Below are 25,212 nucleotides of genomic sequence, written 5' to 3'. Positions count from 1 at the left end.
TGGCACGTGGGCGTGGGTCGAGCACGGTCGACCGTCGACACCCGCTTAAAGCGCCCCGTGGGGGTCCCCCCGGCGAAGCCAGGGGGAGAACCGAGCCCTCATTGGACCGAGCCCCAATTAATCAGCAGTCCCGTACATGCGGTCGCCCGCGTCACCCAGGCCCGGGACGATGTAGCCGTGTTCGTTCAGGCGCTCGTCGACCGACGCCGTCACCACCGTCACCGGCGTGCCCGCCAGTTCGCGCTCCATCACCTCGACGCCCTCCGGCGCCGCCAGCAGCACGACCGCGGTCACGTCGTCCGCGCCGCGCTTGATCAGCTCGCGGATCGCGGCGACCAGCGTGCCGCCGGTGGCCAGCATCGGGTCCAGCACGTAGACCTGGCGGCCGGACAGGTCCTCCGGCATACGCGTCGCGTACGTCGACGCCTCCAGCGTCTCCTCGTTGCGGATCATCCCGAGGAAGCCCACCTCGGCGGTCGGCAGCAGCCGCACCATGCCGTCGAGCATGCCGAGACCGGCCCGCAGGATCGGTACGACGAGAGGGCGCGGGTGCGAGAGCTTGACGCCGGTCGTGCCCGTCACCGGTGTCTGGATGTCGACCTGCTCGGTGCGCACGTCCCGGGTGGCCTCGTACGCGAGCAGGGTGACCAGCTCGTCGGCGAGGCGCCGGAAGGTCGGGGAGTCGGTGCGCCGGTCGCGCAGTGTGGTGAGTTTGTGCGCCACCAGCGGGTGGTCGACGACGTGGATCCGCATGGCGCCAACAGTAGCCCGCACTCGCATCAACAGGGGTATCGGAGGGAAGGTGGTGGGGTACCCCCGGGCTGCAGGCACGAGGGCATACGGAGCACTCGTGGGGTGGTGTGACCGATGGCGGAGTCCGAGCCGGAGCGCGACGAGGAGCCGGAGACCGACGCGGAGCGCCGCAGGCGACGCGCCCAGTTCCTCCGCGAGCTCAACGAGGCGAAGGCACTGCGCGACCGGGTGCAGCCACGACGGGCCCGCGCGGCCCGGATGCGCCAGCAGATGCGGATGCGGACGTTTCGCTGGTGACCCCGCGGGGTTCCCCAGGAGCCGGCCCCCGCAGAACTGGTGGCCGACGCAACGACGGAAGACCTCTCGCAACGCGGATGTTTCTGCCACGATTCCGAGTGGGCGGGGCAGACATCAGCGCACCGCCGGTCGTCACACCTCTGATCAGTGGGAGAGTCACGGTGTACTTCGCCGCACTGCTCGCGCGCACTCAAGACGGGTGGGAAGCGAGCGACACAGAGCTCGACGATGTGGAGACGCTGTCGGATCTGACCGACCTGGCCCGCGATGCCTCGGTGGACGAGGACACGGTGCTCGTCTTCATCGAGCAGGAGGACGCCTGGTTCGGCATCGTCCGCGTCGAGGGCGAGGAGGACCCTCGTATCTTCGTCTCGGACGCGGCCGCGGCCGCACGCTCCTCGTATGGGGAGATCCTGACCAACGAACTGCTCGGCGGGGACGATGACGACCCGGCCGACGACCTGGACGCCCTGGACCTCGACGGCACCGAGGACGGGGAGACGCAAGCGGACGACGACGAGGACACGGCGGACGGCGGCGCTCTGGAGAGCGGCGAGACCGTACCGTCCGGGCCGGTCGGCGACCGCGAGATCCTGATGGACCTCGGACTGTCGGAGAAGGAGCTGCTGGCGCTGGACACGGACGCGCTGCTGGAGATCGCCGAGGCGCTCGGCGCGGGCGAGGTCCTGGAGACCGTGCGCTGACGATCACGTGATGGAAGATCCGAACGACCCCGTACGCGGCCCCTGGCAGGCGCCCATGCGCCTGGCGATCGAGGAGGCCGAGCGCGCGGCGCGGGCCGGTGACGTACCGGTCGGCGCCGTCGTCCTGGCCGCGGACGGCACGATCCTGGCCACGGGCCACAACGAACGAGAGGCGACGGGCGATCCGACGGCGCACGCCGAGGTGCTGGCGATCCGCCGTGCGGCCGCCCGTCTCGGCGCGTGGCGGCTGACCGGCTGCACGCTCGTCGTCACGCTGGAACCGTGCACGATGTGCGCCGGCGCGATCGTGCAGTCCCGCGTGGACCGCGTGATCTACGGCGCACGCGACGAGAAGGCGGGCGCGGCCGGTTCGCTGTGGGACGTCGTACGGGACCGCAGGCTCAACCACCGGCCCGAGGTGGTGCTCGGTGTGCTGGAACGCGAGTGCTCGAGCCAGCTGACGGCCTTCTTCCGAGACCGCCCCGCGGCCGGCTGACACGCGTGCCGCCCCCTCTTCGGCGGCGGCACGGATACCGATTTCGGCGTACGGGCCACCTTGGGCTAAGCTCTCTCCCGGTAGCGTGTCCGAGCGGCCGAAGGAGCTCGCCTCGAAAGCGAGTGTGGCGCAAGTCACCGAGGGTTCAAATCCCTCCGCTACCGCTCTTGTCGAAGGGCCCCGGTGCAGTCGCGCCGGGGCCCTTCGTGCATGCCCCACGGCCGGGGTGGCCGGAAAAAACCGCTCGGTTAGACTCACGCGACGCACGGGCAGGGCAGGCAGGGCAGGGGAGACAGGGGCCGAGGGTGGAAGCGAAGAAAGTCGCTCTTTACATAGTCGTCGTCTTTGTCCTGTACACGATCATCACCTCCCCCGAGAAGGCCGCCGATCTCGTCGGGATAGGGTTCGAGGGCATTTCGGACGCCGCGCAAGGTGTCGGACAGTTCATGACCGAGCTCGTCAACTAGACCGGCAGGCATCCCGTTCAGCCCCGCCCCCCAGTCCCCCAGGAGTGCCCCTTGATCCGCCATCTGGTCCTCTTCAAGCTCAACGACGGCGTCGAGCGCGACGAGCCGCGCGTGACCGCCGGCGTGAAGGCCTTCCAGGAGCTGGACGGAGTCGTCCCGGAGCTGGAGTTCTGGGAGTGCGCCTGGAACATCACCGACCGGCCCATCGCGTACGACTTCGCCGTCAACTCCGCCGTGGCCGACACCGACGCCCTGAAGCGCTACATCGAGCACCCGGCCCACCAGGCGGCCGCCGCGCAGTGGCGTGAGTTCGCCACCTGGGTGATCGCCGACTACGAGTTCTGAGCGCTCCGCACCCCGTACCCCTCGCCGTCACGGCGAGGGGTTCTTGTGTTTTGCGGCTCATCGGATGCCAACCCGCCGTCAACACGGCGTTATCGGGTGCTTGCACACAGTGGACATGTCTTGTGATGCTATGACCGCTTTTGACGGATGAGTTGACCGAAATCGACCGCAAAGGGGTGGCGTGACCGTGCCGGCCAGTACTGCGCCTCAGGTGCCACCTCAGAACGAGAGGCCGGACGAGACCCCAGCCGTCACCGTCAGGCCGGGGCCCCCCGCCGTCGCCGCCAGGCCGCAGAGCCGGGGCGCCGACACCAGGGCCCTCACCCAGGTCCTCTTCGGCCGCCTCAAGACGCTGGAGCCGGGCAGCAAGGAGCACGCCCGGGTGCGCTCGGCGCTCATCGAGGCCAACCTGCCGCTGGTGCGGTACGCCGCCGCCCGCTTCCGCTCCCGGAACGAGCCGATGGAGGACGTCGTCCAGGTCGGCACGATCGGGCTGATCAACGCGATCGACCGGTTCGACCCGGACCGGGGCGTGCAGTTCCCGACGTTCGCCATGCCGACGGTCGTCGGCGAGATCAAGCGCTACTTCCGCGACAACGTCCGTACCGTGCACGTGCCCCGGCGCCTGCACGAGCTGTGGGTCCAGGTCAACGGCGCGACGGAGGACCTCACCACGGCCCACGGCCGCTCGCCCACGACCGCGGAGATCGCCGAGCGGCTGAAGATCGGCGAGGACGAGGTGCTCGCCTGCATCGAAGCGGGCCGCTCGTACCACGCCACGTCGCTGGAGGCGGCCCAGGAGGGCGACGGGATGCCCGGCCTGCTCGACCGCCTGGGCTACGAGGACCCGGCACTCGCCGGCGTCGAACACCGCGACCTCGTACGGCACCTGCTCGTCCAGCTGCCCGAGCGCGAGCAGCGGATCCTGATGCTCCGCTACTACAGCAACCTGACACAGTCCCAGATCAGTCAGGAACTGGGTGTCTCGCAGATGCATGTGTCACGACTGCTGGCGCGGAGCTTCGCGCGTCTTCGATCCGCAAACAGGATCGAAGCGTAACCAGAACGGGTAGACCCCTTCCGAGCTCCTGAGGGTGAATCAAAACCCTTGCACCCCTGGCTTCCTGGGCATTTCGCCCCGATACTTGTCGACATGTCACTACAGCGTGTTGCCGACATGTGACATTCTGCGGGAACCGCGTTTGCCGCAGCCCCGCCGCCGGTATTCAGGTGGAGGCTGCGTTCCTCAGTCGGTCGCGGCCACCGCGACCGTCCGCGACCTCAAGGGGGTGGCATGTCCGCAGAACAGGGCAGCTCGAAGGTGCTCACGCGTGCGCCCGGCGCACCCGCGCCCGTCGTGTCCGACAGCTCGGAAGCCATCGACACCCGCACTCTGTCCCGCTCCCTGTTCCTGCGGCTGCGCGCGCTGGACAGCGAGGGCGCGGCCGACGACAGCCCGGAGCGCACCTACGTGCGCGACACCCTCATCGAGCTCAACCTGCCCCTCGTGCGGTACGCGGCGGCCCGCTTCCGCAGCCGCAACGAGCCGATGGAGGACATCGTCCAGGTCGGCACGATCGGCCTGATCAAGGCGATCGACCGGTTCGACTGCGAACGGGGCGTGGAGTTCCCGACGTTCGCCATGCCGACGGTCGTGGGCGAGATCAAGCGCTTCTTCCGCGACACCTCGTGGTCGGTGCGGGTGCCGCGCCGGCTCCAGGAGCTGCGGCTCGCGCTCACCAAGGCCAGTGACGAGCTGTCCCAGAAGCTCGACCGCTCTCCGACCGTGCCCGAACTGGCCGCGGTGCTGGGCGTGTCGGAGGAGGACGTGGTCGACGGCCTCGCCGTGGGCAACGCGTACACGGCCTCGTCGCTGGACTCCCCCTCGCCCGAGGACGACGGCGGCGAGGGCTCCCTCGCGGACCGCCTCGGCTACGAGGACAGCGCACTGGAGGGCGTCGAGTACCGCGAGTCGCTCAAGCCGCTGCTGGCCAAACTTCCGCCCAGGGAACGACAGATCATCATGCTCCGCTTCTTCGCCAACATGACGCAGTCGCAGATCGGCGAGGAGGTCGGCATCTCGCAGATGCACGTCTCCCGGCTGCTGACGCGCACGCTGGCGCAGCTGCGGGAGGGACTCATCGCGGACTGAGGCGGCACGAAGTGCGCCCGCGCTCTTCTGAATTGACGGTACGTCAGCGACACTGACCGCCATGCGGCGACGTCGACGGACTGGGATCGTGGCGGTGGCGCTCTGCCTGGGCGGGGCGCTGACCGCGTGTTCGGGCACCCCTGGCGAGGGGCGGATACCGCTCGGGGCCGCGGGCTCCGGTCCTGCGCCGACGGGCGCGGTCCCGCCCGAGGGCGGCATCGTCCTGGTCCCCCTGGACGAAGCGGACGTGCCCGGATCGCCGCGTACGCCTGCCGGCGGTGACGCGCCGGCCCCGCAGGCGCCCGCTCAGGGCGAGGTGCCGCCCGCCGCCGAGCAGCCTGCCACGGGTACGGGCGGCCCGCCGGACACACCCTCGCCGGGCGCTCCCGGCACCCCATCGCCCCGGCCGCCGTCGCCTCAGCCGCCGCCCAGCAGCCCCGCGCCTCCGGCGGGCCCGGCGCTGCTCCAGCTCACCGAACCGGTCCGCGAGGCGCTGGACGAGCGCTGGTGCGAGCGGGTCACCGTGGAGTTCCGCAACACCGGGGGAAGAGCGGCGACTTCGGGCACGGTCACGTTCGCCACGCACGTCATCGGCGCGCTCGGGATCGACTGGGCCACGATCGAGACGGCCCAGCCGCTGCCCGCGCCGATCGCGCCCGGAGCCCTACGGAAGAAGGCGTACACGGTGTGCGTGGAGGCGTGGCGGGTGCCGCTCGGGATGCACATCGAGACGCGGGACGTCACGGCCGAGTGGACGTGAGCCCCGGGCCGTAACGGTCAGCCGAGGGCGAGCCAGGCCACCGCGCCGAGGACGACGACCGCGGCGATCACGCCGACGATCAGGCCGACCCGCGAGGACGATTGCGCCGGGGCCGCCGCGCGGCCCTGCGGGGCGCCCTCGTCGACGAACGCGCGGAACATCTGCGTGCTGCCGGCCGGGTCGTAGGTGCCCTCGGGGCCCTGGCCTTGGGGAGCATGGGGGTTGTGTGCCATGGGGCAGGACCCTAGCGAACGCGGATGTCCCACCCAACCCCGGGAGCGTGCCCGATGCGCTTTCCCGGCGCGATGACCGTTCCATGACTCTGCACATGCAAAGCCTTTTGGGTTCCTTTACCCGTTGAAGCCCATTTTCGTTTGCCTGTAGCAACCAATCGCTTCTATCGTTGCCCTAAGCAACAAGATGTCCCGGAGGGCCCATGGCCGAGCGCAGTCAGTACGAGGAGCTGGCCCGGCAGATCAGCGCCATGGGCGCCGTGAAGCGGAGCCTCGCGCGGATGCTGCCCCTCGAGTGCCCCTCCGGGTCCGCCGCCGTACTGGCCCTCGTCGACCGGTACGGAGAGATGCGGATGAGCCGCCTCGCCGAGCTGCTCGCCGTCGACATGTCGGTGACCAGCCGGCACGTCGCCCACGTCGTGGAACGCGGCTGGCTGGAGCGCTCGCCCGACCCGGACGACCGGCGCTCGCGCATCCTGCGGCTCACCCCGGCGGGGGCGGACCTGCTCGACGACCTCGGCCGTCGGACGACGGACCTGTTCGCCCACCGCCTGAAGGACTGGTCCGACGACGACGTCGGACAGCTGAACGCGATGCTGGCCCGCCTCCGGGAATCCGTGGGGGACTGCCGGGCCCACGCCACCCGTACACCCGCACAGACGACGTAAGGAAGTTCATGGCTACGACCACACCGACCGGTGTGCGGGGCCGCCACGCCAGGCACGGCGGCGGGCAGGCCCCCGACGCCGACGCGCCGATGACACACCGGCAGATCATGGAGGCACTGTCCGGGCTGCTGCTCGGCATGTTCGTCGCGATCCTGTCGTCGACGATCGTCTCCAACGCCCTGCCGGAGATCATCAGCGATCTCGGCGGCGGACAGAGCGCCTACACCTGGGTCGTGACCGCCTCGCTGCTGGCGATGACCGCGACCACACCGCTGTGGGGCAAGCTCGCGGACCTGTTCTCCAAGAAGCTGCTGGTCCAGATATCGCTGATCATCTACGTCCTGGGCTCGGTGGTCGCCGGTCTGTCGCAGAACGCGGGCATGCTCATCGCCTGCCGCGTGGTCCAGGGCATCGGCGTCGGCGGCCTGTCCGCCCTCGCCCAGATCGTGATGGCCGCGATGATCTCCCCGCGCGAGCGCGGCCGCTACAGCGGCTACCTCGGCGCCACGTTCGCCGTCGCAACCGTCGGCGGCCCGCTGCTCGGCGGCGTCGTCACCGACACCGACTGGCTCGGCTGGCGCTGGTGCTTCTACGTCGGCGTGCCGTTCGCGGTCATCGCCCTGATCGTCCTGCAGAAGACCCTCAGGCTCCCGGTCGTTGGGGTCCCCCATGCCGAAGGCCAGGGGAGGGAGGTGAAGGTCGACTGGTCGGGCGCGTTCCTCATCAGCGCCGCGGTCTCGCTGCTGCTGGTCTGGGTCACCTTCGCGGGCGACAAGTACGGCTGGCTGTCCTGGCAGACGTACGCGATGGTCGGCGGTTCCGTCGTTCTCGGCGCGCTGTTCCTGCTCGTCGAGTCCAGGGCGAGCGAGCCGATCATCCCGCTGCGGCTGTTCCGCAACCGCACCATCACGCTGGCGTCGCTCGCCTCGCTGTTCGTCGGTGTCGCGATGTTCGCCGGCACGGTCTTCTTCAGCCAGTACTTCCAGCTGGCCCGCGACAAGTCGCCGACGATGTCCGGCGTCATGACGATCCCGATGATCGGCGGTCTGTTCCTCTCCTCCACGGTGAGCGGCCAGATCATCACCAAGACGGGCCGCTGGAAGGCCTGGCTGGTGAGCGGCGGTGTGCTGCTCACCGCGGGCCTCGGCCTGCTGGGCACCATCCGCTACGACACGGACTACTGGCAGATCGCGCTCTTCATGGCGGTCATGGGCCTCGGCCTCGGCATGATGATGCAGAACCTGGTGCTGTGCACGCAGAACCAGGTCGCCCCCGTGGACCTGGGCGCGGCCAGCTCGGTCGTCACCTTCTTCCGCTCCCTCGGCGGCGCGGTCGGCGTCTCGGCGCTCGGCGCGGTCATGGCCAACCGGGTCACCCACTACGTCAAGGACGGGCTCGCCGAACTCGGCCCGCCGGGCGCGGCGATGGACCACGGCGGCACCGGCGGCGGCTCCATCCCCGACCTGGACGCGCTGCCCGCCCCCATCCGCACGGTGATGGAGACGGCGTACGGACACGGTGTGGCGGACGTCTTCCTCTACTCCACGCCGTTCGCCCTGGTCGCCTTCCTCGTGACCCTGTTCATCAAGGAGGTCGCCCTGAAGAGCAACACCACCGACGAGGGCGCCGCGGCCGAGGCGCCCGCCCCGGCCCAGGCGGTCGCGGCCGAACCTGCCGCCGCCACGGGCACGGACCCGGTCGCCGACGCGGACACCGATCCGGTGGGCGTCGTGGGGGTCTCCGTACGCGGGGTGGTGCGCGGCGGTGAGGGCGCGGCGGTGCCGCGGGCGGCGGTCACGCTGAGCTCGCCCGCCGGCCGTCAGCTCGGCCGCGCGGTCGCCCGGTCCGACGGCGCCTACGCGCTGGACGCCCCCGGCGCCGGGTCGTACGTGCTGATCGCCTCGGCCGACGGCTTCCAGCCGCAGGCCGCCACGGTGGTCGTCGGCGCCGAGTCGCTGGCCCACGACATCCTGCTCGCCGGGACGAGCGGCCTCGCCGGGACCGTGCGGGCCGCCGACGGAGAGAGCCCCGCCGAGGCGCGACGGTCGTCGTGACCGATGTCAGCGGTGATGTGCCGGCCACCGGGAAGAGCGCGGAACAGGGCGACTTCGCGTTCACCGAGCTCGTGCCCGGTGCGGATGGGGGCGCCCCCAGGCCGAAGGCTGGGGAGGTCGCGGTCGACGCCGCCGGCTACCGCCCGCTGGCGCTGACCGTCGAGATCGGCGGCCCGGGCGTGACCCGGATCGAGGCGGTCCTGCAGCCCGGGGCGCAGGTCCTCGGGACCGTGCGCGCGGGCGCCGGGCGGCGGCCGATGGCCGACGCCCGGGTGACCCTCGTCGACGCGGCCGGGAACGTGGTCGCCACGGCGACGACCGGCGACGACGGCGCGTACGCCTTCGCCGACCTCGACGCCGGCGCGTACACGGTCGTCGCGGCCGGATGCCCTCCCCCGCTGCCTTCGGCGCGGGAGGTGCCCCCAGTCGCCGGCGTGCTGACCGTGGCCGACCGCGGGGTCGACGGCGACATCGAACTCGCCCACCCGGGCGAGTAGTCGGTCTCCCGGTCGCTCTTCGAGCGGAGAGACGACGGGGACGGGGCGGCAGGCAGGGGACGGCCTGCCGCCCCAACATCCGCGCGACGGCGGAACCGCGCCGCGAGGACTTCGCGATGAACTGCAACCAGGTCGTGCAGGCGGGCATCGCGGCCATCGGGACGACGCTGCGGGTGGAACTGGACATCCAGGCGGTGCAGGGCGCCTCGCTGCCGTGGCACCGGGCCGGGGGTCAGGTCCTCGCGGACCGCTCCACCATCGCCTCGATGCCGGCCACGAGGAGGTCGAGGGCGAAGGCGAAGTCCCGCTCGCGCATCTCCTCGACCGTCTCGCCGCCGCGCGCCTCCATCAGCTCCGTGGCGTGCTCGAAGTCCTTCTTGAACTCCGGCTGTTCGCTGATCGTCCCCATGGCCTGGCGGAAGTACTCGTCCTGGCTGAGCCCGGCCGAGGCACAGCGCTGCACGAAGTGGCCCTCGATCGTGCCGAATCCGTACACGAACTGGAAGACGGCCGCGAGTCCGCCCATCTGGCCGTCCGGCGGCAGACCGGTGTCGCGGATGACCTTCTGGACGGCGTGGGAGAAGGCCATCGAGTGCGGCCCGATGTTCAGGAAGGTGCCGATCAGCGCGGAGACCCAGGGGTGGCGTACGAGCAGGGCCCGGTAGCCGCTCGCCAGTGCGCGCAGCTGGTCGCGCCAGTCGGCGGCGCCTCCCGTGCCCACCTCTGGCAGCGTGAAGGTCCCGAAGACCGAGTCGAGCGCGAGCTCCAGCAGGTCGTCCTTGGTGTCGACGTACCAGTACAGGGACATCGCGGTGACGTTCAGCTCGGCGGCGAGCTTGCGCATGGAGAACTTCGCCGCGCCCTCCGCGTCCAGCAGCCGGACCGTGGCATCGATGATCTTGTCGCGGTCGAGTCCGTCCGGCTGGCCCGCGCCCGGCCTGCGCCCGCGCTCCGCCTTGTTCTCCAGCCAGACGCTGGTCTTCGTGGGACTCTTCGCGCGGTCGGCCGCACTCACCATTGCGCACCCTCCTCGGTTCCTCCGGCTGCCACCGGCCGGCCGGGCGGACCGGAATGTGCAGGTCCGCCCGGCGTCGATGCTATGCCGCCGTCTTCGGCGCGTCTGCACTCCGCGGATCGGCCGGCTGCCGGCCGGGTTCGGTGCCCTGGCCGTTGTCGGGCTCCTGGCCGCCGTCGGGGTCCGCGGCGGCCCGGTGCTCGGTGCCGTCGGGGCCCGCGGGGGCCGGATCCGTGCTGTCCGGTGCCGCGTTCTCCGCGCGCCGCAGGAGCAGCGCCGCCAGAAGACCGCCCGCCAGCACCGCCACCGCGCCGACCAGCTGGCTGGTCTCCAGGCCGGAGGCGAAGGCGTCCGCGATCCTGGCCCGTTCGCCCGGCCCGTCGGCCGCCGCCAGCGCGGCGGGCAGCGAGGCCGCGCCCACCACCGCCGGAACGAGCGCGGCGAAGCGGGAGTTCAGTACGGCGCCGAGGACGGCGACGCCGAGGCCGTTGCCGAATTCGGCGAGCGTGCCGTTGATGCCGGCTCCGACGCCCGCCTTCGCCGGCGGGATCGCGCTCATGATCGCGTTGGCCATCGCGGGCGCGGACAGGGCGACGCCCGCGCCCATCACGACCAGGCCGAGCAGCATGCCCCCGTACCCGTCGCCGCCGAGCAGGGCGATCGCCGCCAGACCGGCCGACACCAGAGTCATGCCGGCCGCGATCAGCCCGGGTGTCCCCAGCTTGGGCAGCAGCCGGGCGCCGACGCCGGTGACGTTGAGCGCGACGACGGTCAGCGCGAGCGGGGCCGTGCGCAGACCGGCGTCCAGCGGGCCGTAGCCCAGCACGAACTGGAGGTGCTGGGTGAGCAGGAACAGCGAGCCGCCCATGCCGAACGCGACCAGGACCGCGCCCGCGACCGCACCGATGAAGCGCTGGTTGCGGAAGAAGTGCATGTCCAGCATCGGGTACGGGACGCGCAGCTCCCACAGCACGAACACGCCGAGGACGAGGACGCCGAAGGCCGCGGACGCCGACACCTGCGCGGACGTCCAGCCGTGCTCGGGACCGGAGATGATCGCGTACACGACAGCGGTCATGCCGAGGGTGGAGAGCAGCGCGCCGAGCAGGTCGGGCCGGTCGCCCTGGGGGTTCTTCGACTCCGGGACGAGTGCGACGACGGCGAACAGGCCGATCGCCGCGACCGGGATGTTGACCAGGAAGATCGCGCCCCACCAGAAGTGGTCGAGCATCACGCCGCCGATCAGCGGACCGGCCGCGAAACCGAGGGAGTTGACGGTCGACCAGAGGCCGATCGCCTTGACCCGCTCGGCGTCGTCGAAGATCTGCACGACGACGGCGAGGGTCGTCGTCATCAGCAGCGCGCCGCCGACGCCCATGCCCGCGCGAGCGGCGATCAGCTGCGTCGAGGACTGGGCGAGACCGGCGGCGAGGGAGCCGGTGCCGAAGAGGGCGAGGCCCGCGACGAGCATCTTCTTGCGCCCATACCGGTCGGCGGCGTTGCCCGCGGTGAGCAGCAGGCCCGACTGGACCAGGGAATAGGCGTTGATCATCCACTGGATGTCCGCCGTGGAGGCGTCGAGCTCCCGGGTGAGGGAGGGGATCGCCACGGACAGGACGGTGTTGTCGAGCAGCACGGTGAGCTGGGCGAGGCAGATGACGCCGAGGATCAGCCAGCGCTGCGGGTGGCCCGTGGGGGCCGGACGGGTCTCGGCAGTCGTTGCCGTCATGCACGCTCCTTGTACGGTGTAAGGGATGTCGTCCCGTACACCGTACAAGAAACTCTCGTACGCTGTATAGCGCTAAACGGCCGCGGTCAGGCCGTAGAAGGTCGTGCCTCCGACAGTGACCTCGGTGAAGTTCTCCTCGACCCACGCGGCGATCTCCGCACCGGAGTCCGCGCCGCCGCCCGGTCCGCCGCGCATGCCGTCGCCGGCGGAGACGAACCAGTGGATCCGCCCGTCGGCGACGTACTGCTTGAACTGCGCAAGGGTCGGGGAGGGGTCGCTTCCGTTGAAGCCGCCGATCGCCATCACCGGCTCTCCGGTGGCGAGTTGGTAGCCGGCGGCGTTCTGGGAGCCAACGGCCGCGGCGGCCCAGGTGAAGTCGTCCGCGTCCTGCTCGATCCTGGCCGCGGCTTCTGCGTCGACTGTCGTACCGCCGAGCAGTCCTCCCAGGCCGCCCTCGCCGCGGGACGGGGCGCCACCGGGCACCTGACCCCGACTCCGGGCAGGGCCCTGGCCGCCGGCTTGGCCGCCCGGCTGCCCGGGAGGCTGCATCCGGCCGTCCGCCTGACCGTCCGCCTGACCACCGGTCTGGCCGTCCGCCTGACCACCGGTCTGACCGTCCGCCTGACCGCGCGGCTGCGTCCGGAGGGCGCCCTCGGCGCCGCCGGGTCCGCCCGGTCCGCCGCCCGGGCCGCCGCGGCCGCCCGCCACCGCGGGCCCCGCCGTGACGATCGAGCCCACGTGGGCGTCGCCCAGTGTCGTGAGCGAGTACGCCGCCGGGCCCGCCAGCGAGGCCGCGAGACCCAGCCCGGCGGCGGCGAGCGCCAGCTTCCGCCCGGCCCGGGCCGCGAGCAGCAGCCCCGCCGCGGCCACGAGGCCGCCGATCAGCACCGCCGTACGCAGCCACGGCAGATAGTCCGCGCTCCGGCCCAGCAGGACGTACGCCCACCCGGCCGTGAGCGCCACCGTACCGGCGAGCGCCGCCGACCACCGGAGGGCCGCCCGTTCCTCCCACAGCATCGTGGCGCCCATGCCGACCAGGGCCGCGATGTACGGGGCGAGCGCCACCGTGTAGTACTCGTGGAAGATCCCCGCCATGAAGCTGAAGACCGCCGCGGTCGACAGCAGCGCGCCGCCCCACACCAGGAACGCCGCCCTGGCCGTGTCCGTACGGCCCGCGCGCCGGGTGAGGACCAGCCCCGCGACCAGCAGCACCAGCGCGGCGGGCAGCAGCCAGGCGATCTGGCCGCCGATGTTCCCGGCGAACAGCCGGTCGATGCCGGTCTCCCCCCAGCCGCCGCCGCTCCGGCCGCCGCCACCGCCGACGCTGCCGGTCTCGTTGCCGTTGATCCGGCCGAGGCCGTTGTAGCCGAAGGTCAGCTCCAGGAAGCTGTTGGTCTGCGAGCCGCCGACGTACGGGCGCGAGGACGCGGGCCACAGTTCGACGACCGCCACCCACCAGCCGCCGGACACCACGATCACTAGCCCTGCCAGGGCGAGTTGGCCGACCGGCGGCCCGGTGGCCCGCATCGTCACGGCGCCGAGCTGCGCGTCCAGCTGTCCGTACAGATACGTGCGGAACGCGACGGTCGTGACCGTGCCGATCACCGCGCCCACCACGGCGATCAGCAGCACCGCCGAGACCACCAGCCGGGTCCGCAGCGACCACGGCGGCCGGCGCAGGCCCGCCCGCGCCCCACGCACCGCCCGCCCGCGCAGACCTGCCCGCGCCCCACGCACCGGCCGCCTGCGCAGGTGCCCCGACGCTTCTCCCACCGACCGCCCGCGCAGGCGGGCCGGCACCTCACTCACCGGGCTTGATCAGGTATCCCGCCCCGCGACGGGTGTGGATCATCGGCGACCGTCCCGCGTCGATCTTCCGGCGGAGGTACGAGATGTACAGCTCGACCACGTTGGCCTGGCCGCCGAAGTCGTAGTTCCACACCCGGTCCAGGATCTGCGCCTTGCTCAGTACCCGGCGCGGATTGCGCATGAGGTAGCGGAGCAGCTCGAACTCGGTCGCCGTGAGATGGATCGACTGCCCCCCGCGCGTCACCTCGTGGCTGTCCTCGTCGAGCGTGAGGTCACCGACGACGAGCAGCGACTCGCTGCGCACCGCCGCCGCCTTCGACCGCCGGATCAGGCCGCGCAGCCGGGCCACGACCTCCTCCAGCGAGAACGGCTTGGTCACGTAGTCGTCGCCGCCCGCCGTCAGCCCCGCGATCCGGTCCTCGACCGCGTCCTTCGCGGTGAGGAAGAGCACGGGCACGTCGGGCACCTCGCGGCGCAGCCGGCCCAGGACGGCGAGGCCGCCCATGTCGGGCAGCATCACGTCCAGCACGACGGCGTCCGGCCGGAACTCGCGCGCCGAGCGCAGCGCGCCCGCGCCGTCGCCCGCGCTGCGCACCTCCCACCCCTCGTACCGCAGGGCCATCGACAGCAGCTCGCTCAGCGGCGCCTCGTCGTCCACGACGAGCACCCGTACGGGACTGCCGTCGGGCCTGAGCAGTTCGGTGCGCCCCTGGGGCGAGGTGGTGGTCATGCTCGCCACCGTGCGGGCCCGCCCTGAGAGCCCTCTTGGCCGAAGCTGTGAATTCCCTGAGAAATCCTCCGAGGGACGCTAGGGGGTGTCTTGTCGATCAGGCCGGATGAGGGAGTGGGGGTCCCCCCACGCCCGCAGGGCGTAGGGGGAGGGTCTGGTGCCGTGGATCGCAAGGCGGAGGAGGGAGGCGACGCGGAGCGTCGGCGACCGACGAGAACGCGGCGAGGCGCGGTGCCAGGCGTCGCGAGCCCGGCAAGATCGGCGAGACACCCCCTAGGCCGGTGCGAGGAGCCGCGCGCCGTTGTCGTGGCAGACGGCCCGCAGCCAGTCGTCCCCGAGCCCCAGCCGTTCGAGGGCGCGCAGCTGATGGACGTACGGGTACGGGATGTTGGGGAAGTCCGTCCCCAGCACGATCCGGTCCCCGAGGCCGGCGAGCCGTCCCCGCTCCCGCACCGGGAACGGCACCATGGCCTCGCTGAAGTCCGTGAACGCCATCGTCGTGTCGAGGTACACGTGCGCGTACCGCTCGGCGAGGGCGAGGAAGTCGGTGTACTCGGGCATGCCCATGTGCGCGACGACCAGCCGCAGGCGTGGGTGGCGCGCCAGCAGCCGGCCCACCGGCTCGGGCCCGGTGTGCTTGCCGGGCGCGGGCCCCGAGCCGCAGTGCATGACGACCGGCACCCCGGCCTCGGCGAGCAGCCCCCACGCGGGGTCGAGCAGCGGATCGCCCGGGTCGTACGCGCCGACCTGCACGTGCGCCTTGAACACGCGCGCCCCGCCCTCGACCGCCTCCCTCACATACGTGGCCACCCCCTGCTCGGGGAACAGGGTCGCCGTGTGCGCGCAGTCCGGTGTGCGCGCCGCGAAGCCGGCCGACCAGCCGTTGAGCCAGGCGGCCATGCCCGGCTTGTGCGGATAGAGCATGGAGGTGAACGTCCGCACGCCGAACGACCGCAGCACAGCGACGCGTTCGTCTTCCGCGCTCCGGTAGGTGATCGGCCATTCCCGGCCGGTGAGAGGCCCCACCGCGTCGAAGTACGCCCACACCTTGCGCAGGACGCGCTCGGGCATGAAGTGCGTGTGGACGTCGACGAGCCCTGGTAGCCCGAGCCGCCCCCAGAACTCCCGTACCTCCAGCGCCTCCTGGCCGTCAGCCGAGCCGCCCCCCTCAGTCGAGCGGTCCGAGCGGTCCGGGCGGGCCGCGTCAGCCACGTCAGCCGAGCTCAAAGCCGTAGCTCCGCTCGACCTTGGCGACGTGGACGCTGTAGCTCTCGTACCACTCGGCCCGCCCGCGCCGCTGCGCCTCCTGGTGTTCCAGGTTCCGCCGCCAGGCCGCGATGGAGTCGGTGTCCCGGAAGTAGCCGACGGTGATGCCGAGGCCGCCGGGCGTCCTGGCCGACTCGTACCCCAGGAAGCCGGGCACGTCCCCGACGAGCTCCTCCATCCGCACGGCGGTCTCGGCGTACCCGTCGGGGTCGTCGCGGTGGACGGAGGTGAAGACGACGGCGTAGTAGGGCGGTTCTATGCCCGCGACAGGCTTGATGTTCATGACCGCCACACTCCGGTCCGGCGGGCGTCGCTGTCCACCGTCATTGCCGTACGGGATCCGAAAGGGATCCATTCCTTTGCCCTGCGGGGGGCCGCCGCTCAGAACAGTCCGTCCTGCGCGCCCCCGGCCCGCAGGTCGGTCACCGGGACGCTGATCGGCGCCCCCGGGTCGGCGCCCAGCAGCGACCATCCGGTCATCAGCCGGGTGTCCAGCACGACGACCGCGTCCCCGGCGGTCCGCAGATGCAGATCGGGCCCGGCCACGGCCAGCAGCCGCCCGGCGACCACGCCCCGGTCGGCCAGCTCGCGCACGACCCCGGTCGCGGCCGGCAGCCCGTCGAGCCCGAACACGGCCGCGTGATCGACCACCTCGCAGGGCATCCGCTCCAGCGAGCCGGCCCACTCGCCGAGCGCGACGGCACGCGCGTGCAGCTCCACGACCTCGGCGGCCCGCTCGGCGACCGGCGGCAACGCCGCCCGCACCGCCCGCTTCGTGCTGTACGGGATCCGGTCGGGCACGCCGAGCGCGGCCCGCAACAGCTCCTCGGTCCGCCGGGCCGCCATCAGCGGCCCGCGCCCGAGCCAGCTGAAGACCACGGCCCCCTGCTCCAGCAGCCGGGCCGCCCCGCGCTCCTCGGCGGTGATCCCGACCTTGACCATCCCGGGCCCGAACCAGGCCAGGTACACCCGGTAGGTCCGGGGATCGTCGGGCACGCCGTCGGCGGCCACGGAGTGCACCCGGTCCAGCCGCGCGCACTCGGCGCACCGCGCCTGCGTGGCCCGCGCGGAGACCTGGGCGCACAGCGGACAGGGGTTCCCCCGGGCCCCGACGCAGCGCCGCTCGCCCTCGGCGCGGAAGCCGATCACCCGCCCGGCCCCGAGCGGACTGACCCGCCCGCCCTCCCAGCGCAGCACGGCCCCCCGCGCCCCCGCGGGCCACGCGACCCCCGCACACCGCCACGCCATGCCGACACCTCCGGGCGCCCACTGCCGTACAACGCGAGAGGCCCCGGACTCTCGTCCGGGGCCTCTCGTCTGTGTGCACTCGGCAGGATTCGAACCTGCAACCTTCTGATCCGTAGTCAGATGCTCTATCCGTTAAGCTACGAGTGCTTGTGCTTCCCGGGCTTTTCTGCCCGGTCGGCGTTGCGGGAACAACATTACATGACCTGCGCCGTCACGCGAAATCCATTAGCCGCACCCCTTCTGACCTGCATAAACGCCCGAATGGGCGGAGTGCGCACGTGCGGTGGGGCCACGGCGGCGGCGGACGGGGCCGGGTGCGAACCGGGCGCGGGAACGACCGAAGCCCCGGCCGTCGGGCCGGGGCTTCGGTGATCAACTGGCGGAGGCGGAGGGATTTGAACCCTCGATGGGCTTTAAGACCCAAACCGCATTAGCAGTGCGGCGCCATAGACCGGACTAGGCGACGCCTCCAGCACACCCGCGCGGGCGCGGATGGTGCGTGCAGATGATGACACAGCACGGTGGCCTGTCACCAATCGCCGTCCACGGTACTAGCCCCGGGGGCCGCAGGGCAAAGCATCTCCGGTTGCGCAACGCGGCGGCACCCGCAGCGTTAGAGATGCCGGGGCCCTCCCGCTGCCCGGTCGAGATCCGCCGAGCGGCACCCGCCCCCGGACGGACCCGTGAATCTTCAGGAGCCCTACATGCTGAGACGCCTCGTCCTCACCGCCACCGTGTCCGCCGCCGCACTGGCCGGTGCAGTGCCCGCCGCCGGAGCCGTGACGTCGCCCCTGCCGCTGCCCGTAACGCTTCTGGACTCACCCGACCGGCTGACAGTCGTCGTCTCCGAGACCGGGACCCGGACGGACGGCCGCTACGAGCTGGAGTGCTCCCCCGCGGGCGGCACCCACCCCGCCGCCGGCGCCGCGTGCGAGCGGCTCGACGAGTTCGCCCTGCAGAACCACGACCCGTTCGCGCCGGTGCCCGAGGGACAGATGTGCACCCAGCAATTCGGCGGCCCGGCCACCGCGCGGGTCACCGGCACCTGGCAGGGGCGCCGCGTGGACGCCACCTTCGACCGGTCCGACGGCTGCGAGATCTCGCGCTGGCACATGCTGGAGCCCCTCCTGCCGAACACCAGGTCATAGGCCGAAGGAGTACGCCATCCGCACACAACCTTGGTGAGAGCTCCCCCGCATCCGCCGTCCCGGCGCCCAGCGCTGCCCTTAGACTCCCTCAGTGACAGGCCGAGGCCCGAGGGGCAAGATGGGACCGGCCGTCCGCAATACGCAGTAGGTCAGGGAGGAACCGTCGTCGTGAGCAGCAGGCCATCCCGAGGCGCTGCTCGCCTCGCAGCCATACTCGACGCCCTCCCGGACGGGCTCGTTCTCGTCAACGCCAACGGCACGGTCGTCAACGCCAACACCATCGCCCTCGAGCTCTTCGAGGCGCCGGGCACCGCTCTCGTGGGACGGGGTCTGCTCGACCTGCTTCCCGAGTTCGACTCGCGCCTGATCCCCGGCTCCATGCGCCGGCCCGACACGGCCGACGAGCACGGGCGCACCAAGCCCACCCGGATGATCGCGCGGCGGACGGACGGCAGCGAGTTCCCGGTCGAGGTGACCAGCGCGGGCCTGGACGGGCGCGAGGCCTACGACTCGGCGGGCGGCTACACCGGCGACGAGCTGCTGATGCTGGTCGTGCGGGACCTGTCGGGAACCGTGGACACCGAGGCGGAGCTGGCGCGTTCGCAGCGGCAGACCGAGATGATCCTGCGGGCCGCGGCCGAGGGAGTCGTCGGCACCGACACCGAGGGGCGGGTCGTCCTCGTCAACCCGGCCGCCGCGCAGATCCTCGGCTTCCGCGCCAGCGACCTCGGCGGGCAGGAGCTGCACCCGCTGATCCTGCACTCCCGCGCGGACGGCGAACCCTTCCCGTACGAGGAGTCGCCGCTCGCCGACACCCTCAAGTCGGGGCGCAAGCACCGGGTGCGGGGCCAGGTGCTGTGGTCCAAGAGCGGCGCCAAGATCTCCGTCGACCTGACCACCGCGCCGGTGCGCGACGGGGACCAGCTGGTCGGCGCGGTGATGACGTTCACCGACCGGCGGCCGTTCGAGGAGCTGGCCGAGAAGCACGCGGCGGAACTCGCGGAGACGACCGAGCGCCTGACCGCCGAGCTGTCACGGACGACGGAGCGGCTGACCGGTGAGCTGTCGCGGACGAAGGACCGGCTGACGGCCGAGCTCGCGGCCACCACGGAGAAGTACGAGGCCGAACTGGCCGACAAGACCGAGCGGTACAGCTCCGAGCTGGAGGCCGGCGCCGAGCGGTACGGGGAACTGGCCGCCCGGCACGCCCAGCTGACCGCCGTGCTCGGCGAGTCGCTGCGCGGGCCGCTGGAGGAGCTGCGCCGGGAACTGGGCATGCTCGCCGACGACCCGGCCGGACAGCTGTGGCCCGAGGCGAACCAGATCCTGCACCATCTGGCCGCCGGCTACGCCCGGATGACGACGCTGGTCGACAACGTGCTCGGCTACCAGCGCCTCGACATGGGCGCGGAGGCGCTGACCAAGTCCAAGGTGCTGCTCGACGCCGTCGTGGCGACGGGCGTCGAGGGCGCTGTCGAGCTGATCGGCCCGGGGCGGGCCCAGTTCGCCGTTCACGCGCCGCCGATAGAGGCCGAGGTGGACGGGGCGCGGCTGGCGACGGCGCTCGCGCACCTGGTCGCGGACGTCGCGGGCGTCGACTCGACGGGCAAGGCCAGGGTCGTGCCCGGCGGCGGCTACGTGGACTCGACGGTCGTGGTCGCGGCGGCACAGCGCGGCGACGTCGTACGGATCGAGGTGCGGGGCCCCTTCACCGGCGGGGACCCGGTGCACGAGCCGATCGTCCGCGGCATCGTCCGGGCGCACGGCGGAGTGCTCCAGACCCACGAGGTGCCGGGCATGAGCGGCAGCGCGTACGTGCTGGAGGTGCCGCTCGGCGAGGGCGCGGGGACGGTGGCCCCGCCGCCGGCCATGGAGCTCGCCCTGCCCGCCCAGCAGTCGTCCGAGCCCACCCCGGCAACGGCCGGCGGCGGTCGGCGGCGCGCGCGGCGGGCCTCCACGGACGCCTTCCTGGAGAGCCCCGTGGCGATGGAGGACCCGGTCGCCGCGCCGCCGAGCGGGCGCCGCCGGGCGGCCCAGGCGGGGCCAGTTCCCGCCCAGGACGCGGGCGACACCTCCGGAGAGGGAAGCCTCAACGGCAACAGCAGCAACGGCGGCAACGGCAGCGGCACCGGGCGCCGGCGCGGGCGGCCGAGCCCCGCCGAGCAGGCCGCGGCCGCCGCGCCGCAGGCCGCCGAGGGCTCGGTGGTCACGGCCGCCGAAGGCGCGAGCGGCCGGGCCGCGCGCGGCGAGACCGTGCCGCCGCAGGGCGTGCCGGTCGACGCCCATGGACTCGCGGGCGCTCCTTCGGGGCGGCGGGCCCGGCGGGCCGTGGAGAGCGGGCGGCCAGAGCTGGCCGCAGCGCCGTCCCCGGCGCAGCCCGCCGCACAGTCGGTCGCCGCACAGCCGGTGGCCGCGCAGTCGACCGGACGTCGGGCCCGGCGGGCACTCGCCCCCGCACCGGCCGAGGCGGAGGGCGCCCCGCGGACCGCGTTCGCGCTGCCGCCCGCCGAGGCGGACCGCGTGCAGCCCGAGGCCGCCGCCGCGCAGCCGGCCGAGCAGCACGACGCGGTGGCCACGGCCCCCGGCACCGAGCACCACACGCCGCCGCAGCCGCATCCGGCACCCACGGGCCGCAGGCGCGCGCGCGGCGCGCAGCCGGCCGCCGCCGTCGAGACGGCCCCGGGGGGTGCCGGTGGGACCGGCGGCCGGCCGGCCGCTCCGCAGTCCGTCCCGCAGTCCGTCCCGCAGCCCGTTCCGCCCGGGCAGCAGACGCCGCAGAACGCGCAGGAGACCGCCCCGGACAGCGCGTCCGGCACCTGGCCCGCGGCGCAGCCGATGCCTGGCGCGCCGGAGAACGGGCGGACCGGCTCGGTCCCGGCCGCGGCACAGGCCCCCGCGGACGCGGCGGATCTGGCTCCGGCTCCGGCGGCCCCGGCGAGCACGCCCGCGCAGGGCACGGACACCGGTGCCGTGTCCCTGCCGCTGCCTCCGGCGCTTCCCGCTGCGGAAGCGGCAACGACAGCCGCGGCGGGTCCGGCGGCGAGGACGGGAGCGGCAACAGGAGTGGCCGGCCCCGTCGTGCCCCCGCCGCGCGTCGCCCAGCCGCTGCCCGCCGAGGAGCCGGTCACGGCCGATTCGACACAGGGCCGCGCGTTCAGCGTGCGCACTCTCGGGCAGGGCGTGCCGTTCGTCCAGCACCTCACGCAACAGCAGAACCAGACGCTCGGCTCCGGCCGCCGCCGCAAGCTGGGCACGCGCCCGGACAGCGACCTCCCCGAGGCCGCCGCCCGCCCGCATCCGCAGCCGCAGGCGGCGCCGAGCCCCGCGCCCGCCCCCGTCGTCCCGGCACCCGGTACATCACGGCTGCCCGCCGACCGCACAGAAGGCCGCGCGTACGCCATAGGGGCACCCGACGAGGGCGCCGAGGGGCCCGAGCCGCTGGACGGTCCCGGCGGTGCGGTCGAGGTCGCCAACCGGCCCCAGCCGCAGCCCGTCGACGACGAGCTGCCTCCCGAGCCGCTGGACAACCCGCGCAGGCTGCTCGTGTGGCCCGCGCCGGACGTCTCCACGCAGCAGGCGCTGAGCGACCGCGGATACCGGCCCGTCGTCGTGCACTCCCGCGAGGAGGTCGACGCGCAGATCGCCGCGTTCCCGGCGGCGCTGTTCGTGGACCCGCTGACGGGGCCGATCACCCGGACCGCGCTGCAGTCGCTGCGGCAGGCCGCCGTGGCCGCCGAGGTGCCGGTGCTGGTGACCGCGGGCCTGGGGCAGGCGACGCGGGAGGCCGCGTACGGCGCCGATCCGGCCGTCCTGCTAAAGGCGCTGGCCCCTCGCGACAGCGAGCAGCACCCCTCGCGCGTGCTGCTGATCGAGGAGAACGAGGAGATCGCGCTCGCGCTGACGGCGACGCTGGAGCGGCGCGGGATGCAGGTGGCCCGGGCGGGCGCCGACGCGGACGCGGTCACGCTGGCCACCCAGATGCGGCCGAACCTGGTGGTGATGGACCTGATGCAGGTGCGCCGCCGGCGCGCCGGGATCATCGACTGGCTGCGCGCGAACGGGCAGTTGAACCGCACCCCGCTCGTCGTCTACACCTCGGCGGGCCTCGACCCGGCCGAGCTGCCGCGCCTGTCGTCGGGAGAGACGGTGCTCTTCCTCGCCGAGCGTTCGACCAGCAACGAGGTCCAGGCCCGCATCGTCGATCTGCTCGCGAAGATCGGCACCAACTGACGCCCGTGCTCGCGCGAAGGGGCCGGCGGTCACGACCGCCAGCCCCTGCGTCGTCTCGTCGCCGCCGCGGGCAGCCGCGTGACGTCTCTACAGCTCGGTGACGTCCAGCTCCCCGTCGGCGTACTGCCTGCGGATCACCTTCTTGTCGAACTTGCCCACGCTGGTCTTGGGCACCGCCGGGACGATCGCCCAGCGCTCCGGCAGCTGCCACTTGGCGATCGACTGCGCCAGGAAGTCCCGCAGCGTCCCGTAGTCCGCCGTCGATCCCTCCTTCAGCACGACCGTCGCCAGCGGACGCTCGCCCCACTTGTCGTCCGGGACGGCGACGACTGCCGCCTCGGCGACCTCGGGGTGGGCCATCAGCGCGTTCTCCAGCTCGACGCTGGAGATCCATTCGCCGCCGGACTTGATGACGTCCTTGGCCCGGTCGGTCAGGGTCAGGTAGCCGTCCGCGCTGATCACACCGACGTCACCGGTCTTCAGCCAGCCGTCCTCGCTGAACTTGTCCTCGGGGCGGAAGTCCTCGCCGCCCGCTCCGCCGTAGTACGCACCGGCGATCCAGGCGCCGCGCACCTCCAGCTCACCGGCCGACTCGCCGTCCCAGGGCAGGAACTCGCCGCCCGGGCCGACCAGCCGTGCCTCGACACCGGTCGGGAACCGGCCCTGCGTGACGCGGTAGGGCCATTCGTCCTCGGCGCTCAGGCCGGCCGGCGGGTGGGCCATGGTGCCCAGCGGCGAGGTCTCCGTCATGCCCCAGGCGTGGCACAGCCGCACGCCGAGCTTGTCGTACGCCTCCATGAGCGAGGGCGGGCAGGCGGCGCCGCCGATGGTGACCTGCTTCATGGAGCTGAGGTCGCGACGGCCCGCGGCACCACCGGACGTGACCTCGGCGAGCAGGCCCTGCCAGATGGTGGGAACGGCCGCGGCGTGCGTCGGCTTCTCGCGCTCGATCATGTCGGCGAGCGGCGCGGGCTGGAGGAAGCGGTCGGGCATCAGCATGTTGATGCCGGTCATGAAGGTGGCGTGGGGCAGGCCCCAGGCGTTCACGTGGAACTGCGGGACGACCACGAGCGTGGTGTCCTTGTCGGTCAGGCCCATCGACTCGGTCATGTTGACCTGCATGGAGTGCAGGTAGATGGAGCGGTGGGAGTAGACGACGCCCTTGGGGTCGCCCGTGGTGCCGGAGGTGTAGCACATGGCCGCGGCCGCGCGCTCGTCCAGCTCGGGCCAGTCGTACGTCGTGGGCCGGCCCGCGATCAGCTCCTCGTACTCGTGGACCTGCGCCTCGGTGTCGGCGAGCAGCGAACGGTCGCCGGGACCGGAGACCACGATGTGCTCGATGGTCGGCAGGTGCGGAAGGAGCGGGGCGAGCAGGGGGAGCAGGGAGCCGTTGACGATCACCGCGCGGTCGGCGGCGTGGTTCACGATCCACACGAGCTGCTCGGCGGGCAGGCGCAGGTTCAGCGTGTGGAGCACGGCGCCCATGGAGGGGATCGCGAAGTACGCCTCGACGTGCTCGGCGTTGTTCCACATGAGGGTGGCGACGCGTTGGTCGCCGTCGATACCGAGCTCGTCCCGCAGGGCGTTGGCCAGCTGAGTGGCGCGCCGGCCGGCTTCGGCGAAGCTGCGGCGGTGCGGTTCCGGCTCGCCGGTCCAGGTGGTGATCTGCGATGTCCCGTGGATCGTCATCCCATGCTGAAGGATGCGGGTCACAGTCAGTGGTACGTCCTGCATGGTGCTCAGCACGGCGTCCTCCCGGTGGGCGCTGGCGCTACGTTGCGGCAAGTGGGAAGATTCTGCGCACATACCGAGCGGTATGTCACTACCCGGGAGTAATGAATCCCGCACATCAGCGCACATCCCCGCGCAAGGCCGCACAACGCGCGCCGGTAGCGGGCGTCCGCGTCCGGCATGCGGGCCGGCGGTGCGGATGAGCGCGCCAGTGCTCCGGTCGCCCGACCGGGCCTCCCGTCAGCGGACCGGTGTCAGCTCGGGGTCGTCGCGCAGCTTGCCGAGCGCCCGCGACACGGCGCTCTTGACCGTGCCGATCGACACGCCGAGCACCTCTGCCGTCTGGGCCTCGCTCAGGTCCTCGTAGTACCGCAGGACGACCATCGCCCGCTGCCGGTCCGGCAGCTTCGTCACGGCACGCCACATCGCGTCGTGCAGCACCTGCTGCTCGGCCGGGTCCGTCGCCGGCAGGGGCTCCTGCTCCGGCAGCTCGTCGCAGACGAACTCGTCCACCTTGCGCTTGCGCCACTGCGACGTGCGCGTGTTGAGCAGGGCCCGGCGCACATAGCCGTCGAGAGCGCGATGGTCCTCGATCCGGTCCCACGCGACGTACGTCTTGGTGAGCGCGGTCTGCAGCAGGTCCTCCGCATCGCTGGGGTTCGCGGTGAGCGACCTGGCGGTCCGCAGCAGTACGGGCCCCCGCGCCCGTACGTACGACGAGAACGATGTGTACGGCGTGTACGACGGCACCGGCGCGGCGGCCTGGGAGGCGTTCGTACAGACTGGCGTGGTCATGTCTCCACGCTAGGAGCGGGCCCGGCGCGGCGGATCGGCCCCAGGGACCGAAGCGGTGTCCCCCTCAGGTTGGAGGGCCGGCGCG

Annotated in this window: 22 protein-coding genes, 3 tRNA genes and 2 pseudogenes; 14 read left to right on the top strand and 13 right to left on the bottom strand. The window is 72.5% G+C overall.

Annotated features, from left to right (window positions below; all coding sequences use genetic code 11):
• Positions 1 to 117: 117 nt before the first annotated feature.
• The gene (gene upp, locus ACF08N_RS12830) at positions 118 to 753 is read right to left on the bottom strand and encodes a uracil phosphoribosyltransferase (protein WP_392324612.1); all 636 of its coding nucleotides are present in this window, start codon (positions 751 to 753) and stop codon (positions 118 to 120) included.
• A 114-nt stretch (positions 754 to 867) separates the two neighbouring features.
• Here upp and ACF08N_RS12825 point away from each other — a divergent pair, with 114 nt between their 5' ends.
• The 9 genes from ACF08N_RS12825 to ACF08N_RS12785 all read left to right on the top strand — a co-directional run bounded on the left by ACF08N_RS12825 (position 868) and on the right by ACF08N_RS12785 (position 5,974).
• A complete protein-coding gene (locus tag ACF08N_RS12825) occupies positions 868 to 1,050 on the top strand; it encodes a hypothetical protein (RefSeq protein WP_307714646.1) in 183 nt (60 codons plus the stop codon).
• Between the two features lie 161 nt (positions 1,051 to 1,211).
• Entirely contained in the window at positions 1,212 to 1,754 is a 543-nt protein-coding gene (locus ACF08N_RS12820; protein ID WP_392324611.1) for a hypothetical protein, read from the top strand.
• Between the two features lie 10 nt (positions 1,755 to 1,764).
• Positions 1,765 to 2,250: a tRNA adenosine(34) deaminase TadA gene (gene tadA / locus ACF08N_RS12815; RefSeq protein WP_392324610.1), complete on the top strand. Its 486-nt coding sequence runs from the start codon at positions 1,765 to 1,767 to the stop codon at positions 2,248 to 2,250.
• A gap of 79 nt (positions 2,251 to 2,329) precedes the next feature.
• A tRNA-Ser gene (locus ACF08N_RS12810) sits at positions 2,330 to 2,414 on the top strand.
• Positions 2,415 to 2,555: 141 nt separating this feature from the next.
• Positions 2,556 to 2,717 carry a hypothetical protein gene (locus ACF08N_RS12805; RefSeq protein ID WP_215186683.1) on the top strand — a complete coding sequence of 54 codons (162 nt, stop codon included), beginning with the start codon at positions 2,556 to 2,558 and terminating at the stop codon, positions 2,715 to 2,717.
• A gap of 51 nt (positions 2,718 to 2,768) precedes the next feature.
• Entirely contained in the window at positions 2,769 to 3,062 is a 294-nt protein-coding gene (locus ACF08N_RS12800; RefSeq protein ID WP_392324609.1) for a Dabb family protein, read from the top strand.
• Positions 3,063 to 3,249: 187 nt separating this feature from the next.
• The gene (locus ACF08N_RS12795) at positions 3,250 to 4,122 is read left to right on the top strand and encodes an RNA polymerase sigma factor SigF (protein WP_392324608.1); all 873 of its coding nucleotides are present in this window, start codon (positions 3,250 to 3,252) and stop codon (positions 4,120 to 4,122) included.
• 234 nt (positions 4,123 to 4,356) lie between these two features.
• Positions 4,357 to 5,214, top strand: coding sequence for an RNA polymerase sigma factor SigF (locus ACF08N_RS12790; RefSeq protein WP_215186686.1), 858 nt, complete (start codon positions 4,357 to 4,359; stop codon positions 5,212 to 5,214).
• Positions 5,215 to 5,275: 61 nt separating this feature from the next.
• The gene (locus tag ACF08N_RS12785) at positions 5,276 to 5,974 is read left to right on the top strand and encodes a hypothetical protein (protein WP_392324607.1); all 699 of its coding nucleotides are present in this window, start codon (positions 5,276 to 5,278) and stop codon (positions 5,972 to 5,974) included.
• 17 nt (positions 5,975 to 5,991) lie between these two features.
• Here ACF08N_RS12785 and ACF08N_RS12780 read toward each other — a convergent pair whose 3' ends face one another.
• Positions 5,992 to 6,207, bottom strand: coding sequence for a hypothetical protein (locus ACF08N_RS12780; protein ID WP_392324606.1), 216 nt, complete (start codon positions 6,205 to 6,207; stop codon positions 5,992 to 5,994).
• A gap of 203 nt (positions 6,208 to 6,410) precedes the next feature.
• Between ACF08N_RS12780 and ACF08N_RS12775 the strand changes: the two genes are divergently transcribed.
• From ACF08N_RS12775 to ACF08N_RS12765, 3 genes and pseudogenes are all read left to right on the top strand, one after another.
• The gene (locus tag ACF08N_RS12775) at positions 6,411 to 6,875 is read left to right on the top strand and encodes a MarR family winged helix-turn-helix transcriptional regulator (protein WP_392324605.1); all 465 of its coding nucleotides are present in this window, start codon (positions 6,411 to 6,413) and stop codon (positions 6,873 to 6,875) included.
• Positions 6,876 to 6,883: 8 nt separating this feature from the next.
• A pseudogene (locus ACF08N_RS12770) lies at positions 6,884 to 9,426 on the top strand (MFS transporter).
• Between the two features lie 74 nt (positions 9,427 to 9,500).
• A pseudogene (locus tag ACF08N_RS12765) lies at positions 9,501 to 9,641 on the top strand (YceI family protein); the annotation flags it as partial.
• Positions 9,642 to 9,658: 17 nt separating this feature from the next.
• Here ACF08N_RS12765 and ACF08N_RS12760 read toward each other — a convergent pair.
• The 9 genes from ACF08N_RS12760 to ACF08N_RS12720 all read right to left on the bottom strand — a co-directional run bounded on the left by ACF08N_RS12760 (position 9,659) and on the right by ACF08N_RS12720 (position 17,694).
• Positions 9,659 to 10,444, bottom strand: a complete 786-nt coding sequence (locus ACF08N_RS12760; RefSeq protein WP_392324604.1) for a TetR/AcrR family transcriptional regulator — start codon at positions 10,442 to 10,444, stop codon at positions 9,659 to 9,661.
• 79 nt (positions 10,445 to 10,523) lie between these two features.
• Complete coding sequence (locus ACF08N_RS12755) at positions 10,524 to 12,170, bottom strand: MFS transporter (RefSeq protein WP_392324603.1); 1,647 nt, start codon at positions 12,168 to 12,170, stop codon at positions 10,524 to 10,526.
• 72 nt (positions 12,171 to 12,242) lie between these two features.
• Positions 12,243 to 13,979, bottom strand: coding sequence for a hypothetical protein (locus ACF08N_RS12750; protein WP_392324602.1), 1,737 nt, complete (start codon positions 13,977 to 13,979; stop codon positions 12,243 to 12,245).
• Positions 13,972 to 14,709, bottom strand: coding sequence for a response regulator transcription factor (locus tag ACF08N_RS12745; protein ID WP_392324601.1), 738 nt, complete (start codon positions 14,707 to 14,709; stop codon positions 13,972 to 13,974). Before ACF08N_RS12745 ends, ACF08N_RS12750 begins: the two co-directional genes overlap by 8 nt.
• Positions 14,710 to 14,982: 273 nt before the next feature.
• Positions 14,983 to 15,846, bottom strand: coding sequence for an amidohydrolase family protein (locus ACF08N_RS12740; protein ID WP_392324691.1), 864 nt, complete (start codon positions 15,844 to 15,846; stop codon positions 14,983 to 14,985).
• Between the two features lie 76 nt (positions 15,847 to 15,922).
• Positions 15,923 to 16,258: an antibiotic biosynthesis monooxygenase family protein gene (locus ACF08N_RS12735; protein WP_392324600.1), complete on the bottom strand. Its 336-nt coding sequence runs from the start codon at positions 16,256 to 16,258 to the stop codon at positions 15,923 to 15,925.
• 98 nt (positions 16,259 to 16,356) lie between these two features.
• Positions 16,357 to 17,223, bottom strand: a complete 867-nt coding sequence (locus ACF08N_RS12730; RefSeq protein WP_392324599.1) for a DUF2797 domain-containing protein — start codon at positions 17,221 to 17,223, stop codon at positions 16,357 to 16,359.
• Positions 17,224 to 17,297: 74 nt separating this feature from the next.
• A tRNA-Arg gene (locus tag ACF08N_RS12725) sits at positions 17,298 to 17,370 on the bottom strand.
• 230 nt (positions 17,371 to 17,600) lie between these two features.
• Positions 17,601 to 17,694: transfer RNA gene (locus ACF08N_RS12720), tRNA-Ser, on the bottom strand.
• Between the two features lie 233 nt (positions 17,695 to 17,927).
• Between ACF08N_RS12720 and ACF08N_RS12715 the strand changes: the two genes are divergently transcribed.
• Complete coding sequence (locus ACF08N_RS12715) at positions 17,928 to 18,371, top strand: SSI family serine proteinase inhibitor (RefSeq protein ID WP_392324598.1); 444 nt, start codon at positions 17,928 to 17,930, stop codon at positions 18,369 to 18,371.
• A gap of 168 nt (positions 18,372 to 18,539) precedes the next feature.
• Entirely contained in the window at positions 18,540 to 22,601 is a 4,062-nt protein-coding gene (locus tag ACF08N_RS12710; protein WP_392324597.1) for a PAS domain-containing protein, read from the top strand.
• Between the two features lie 87 nt (positions 22,602 to 22,688).
• Here ACF08N_RS12710 and ACF08N_RS12705 read toward each other — a convergent pair whose 3' ends face one another.
• Positions 22,689 to 24,347, bottom strand: coding sequence for a long-chain fatty acid--CoA ligase (locus ACF08N_RS12705; RefSeq protein ID WP_392324690.1), 1,659 nt, complete (start codon positions 24,345 to 24,347; stop codon positions 22,689 to 22,691).
• Between the two features lie 225 nt (positions 24,348 to 24,572).
• A complete protein-coding gene (locus ACF08N_RS12700; RefSeq protein WP_392324596.1) occupies positions 24,573 to 25,127 on the bottom strand; it encodes a SigE family RNA polymerase sigma factor in 555 nt (184 codons plus the stop codon).
• Positions 25,128 to 25,212 lie beyond the last annotated feature (85 nt).

Source organism: Streptomyces sp. NPDC015127 (assembly GCF_043080095.1).
In the GTDB taxonomy this organism is placed as follows: Bacteria; Actinomycetota; Actinomycetes; order Streptomycetales; family Streptomycetaceae; genus Streptomyces.
The sequence above is the reverse complement of the archived record's forward strand: the minus strand, read 5'-3'. Positions and strand labels throughout refer to the sequence as shown.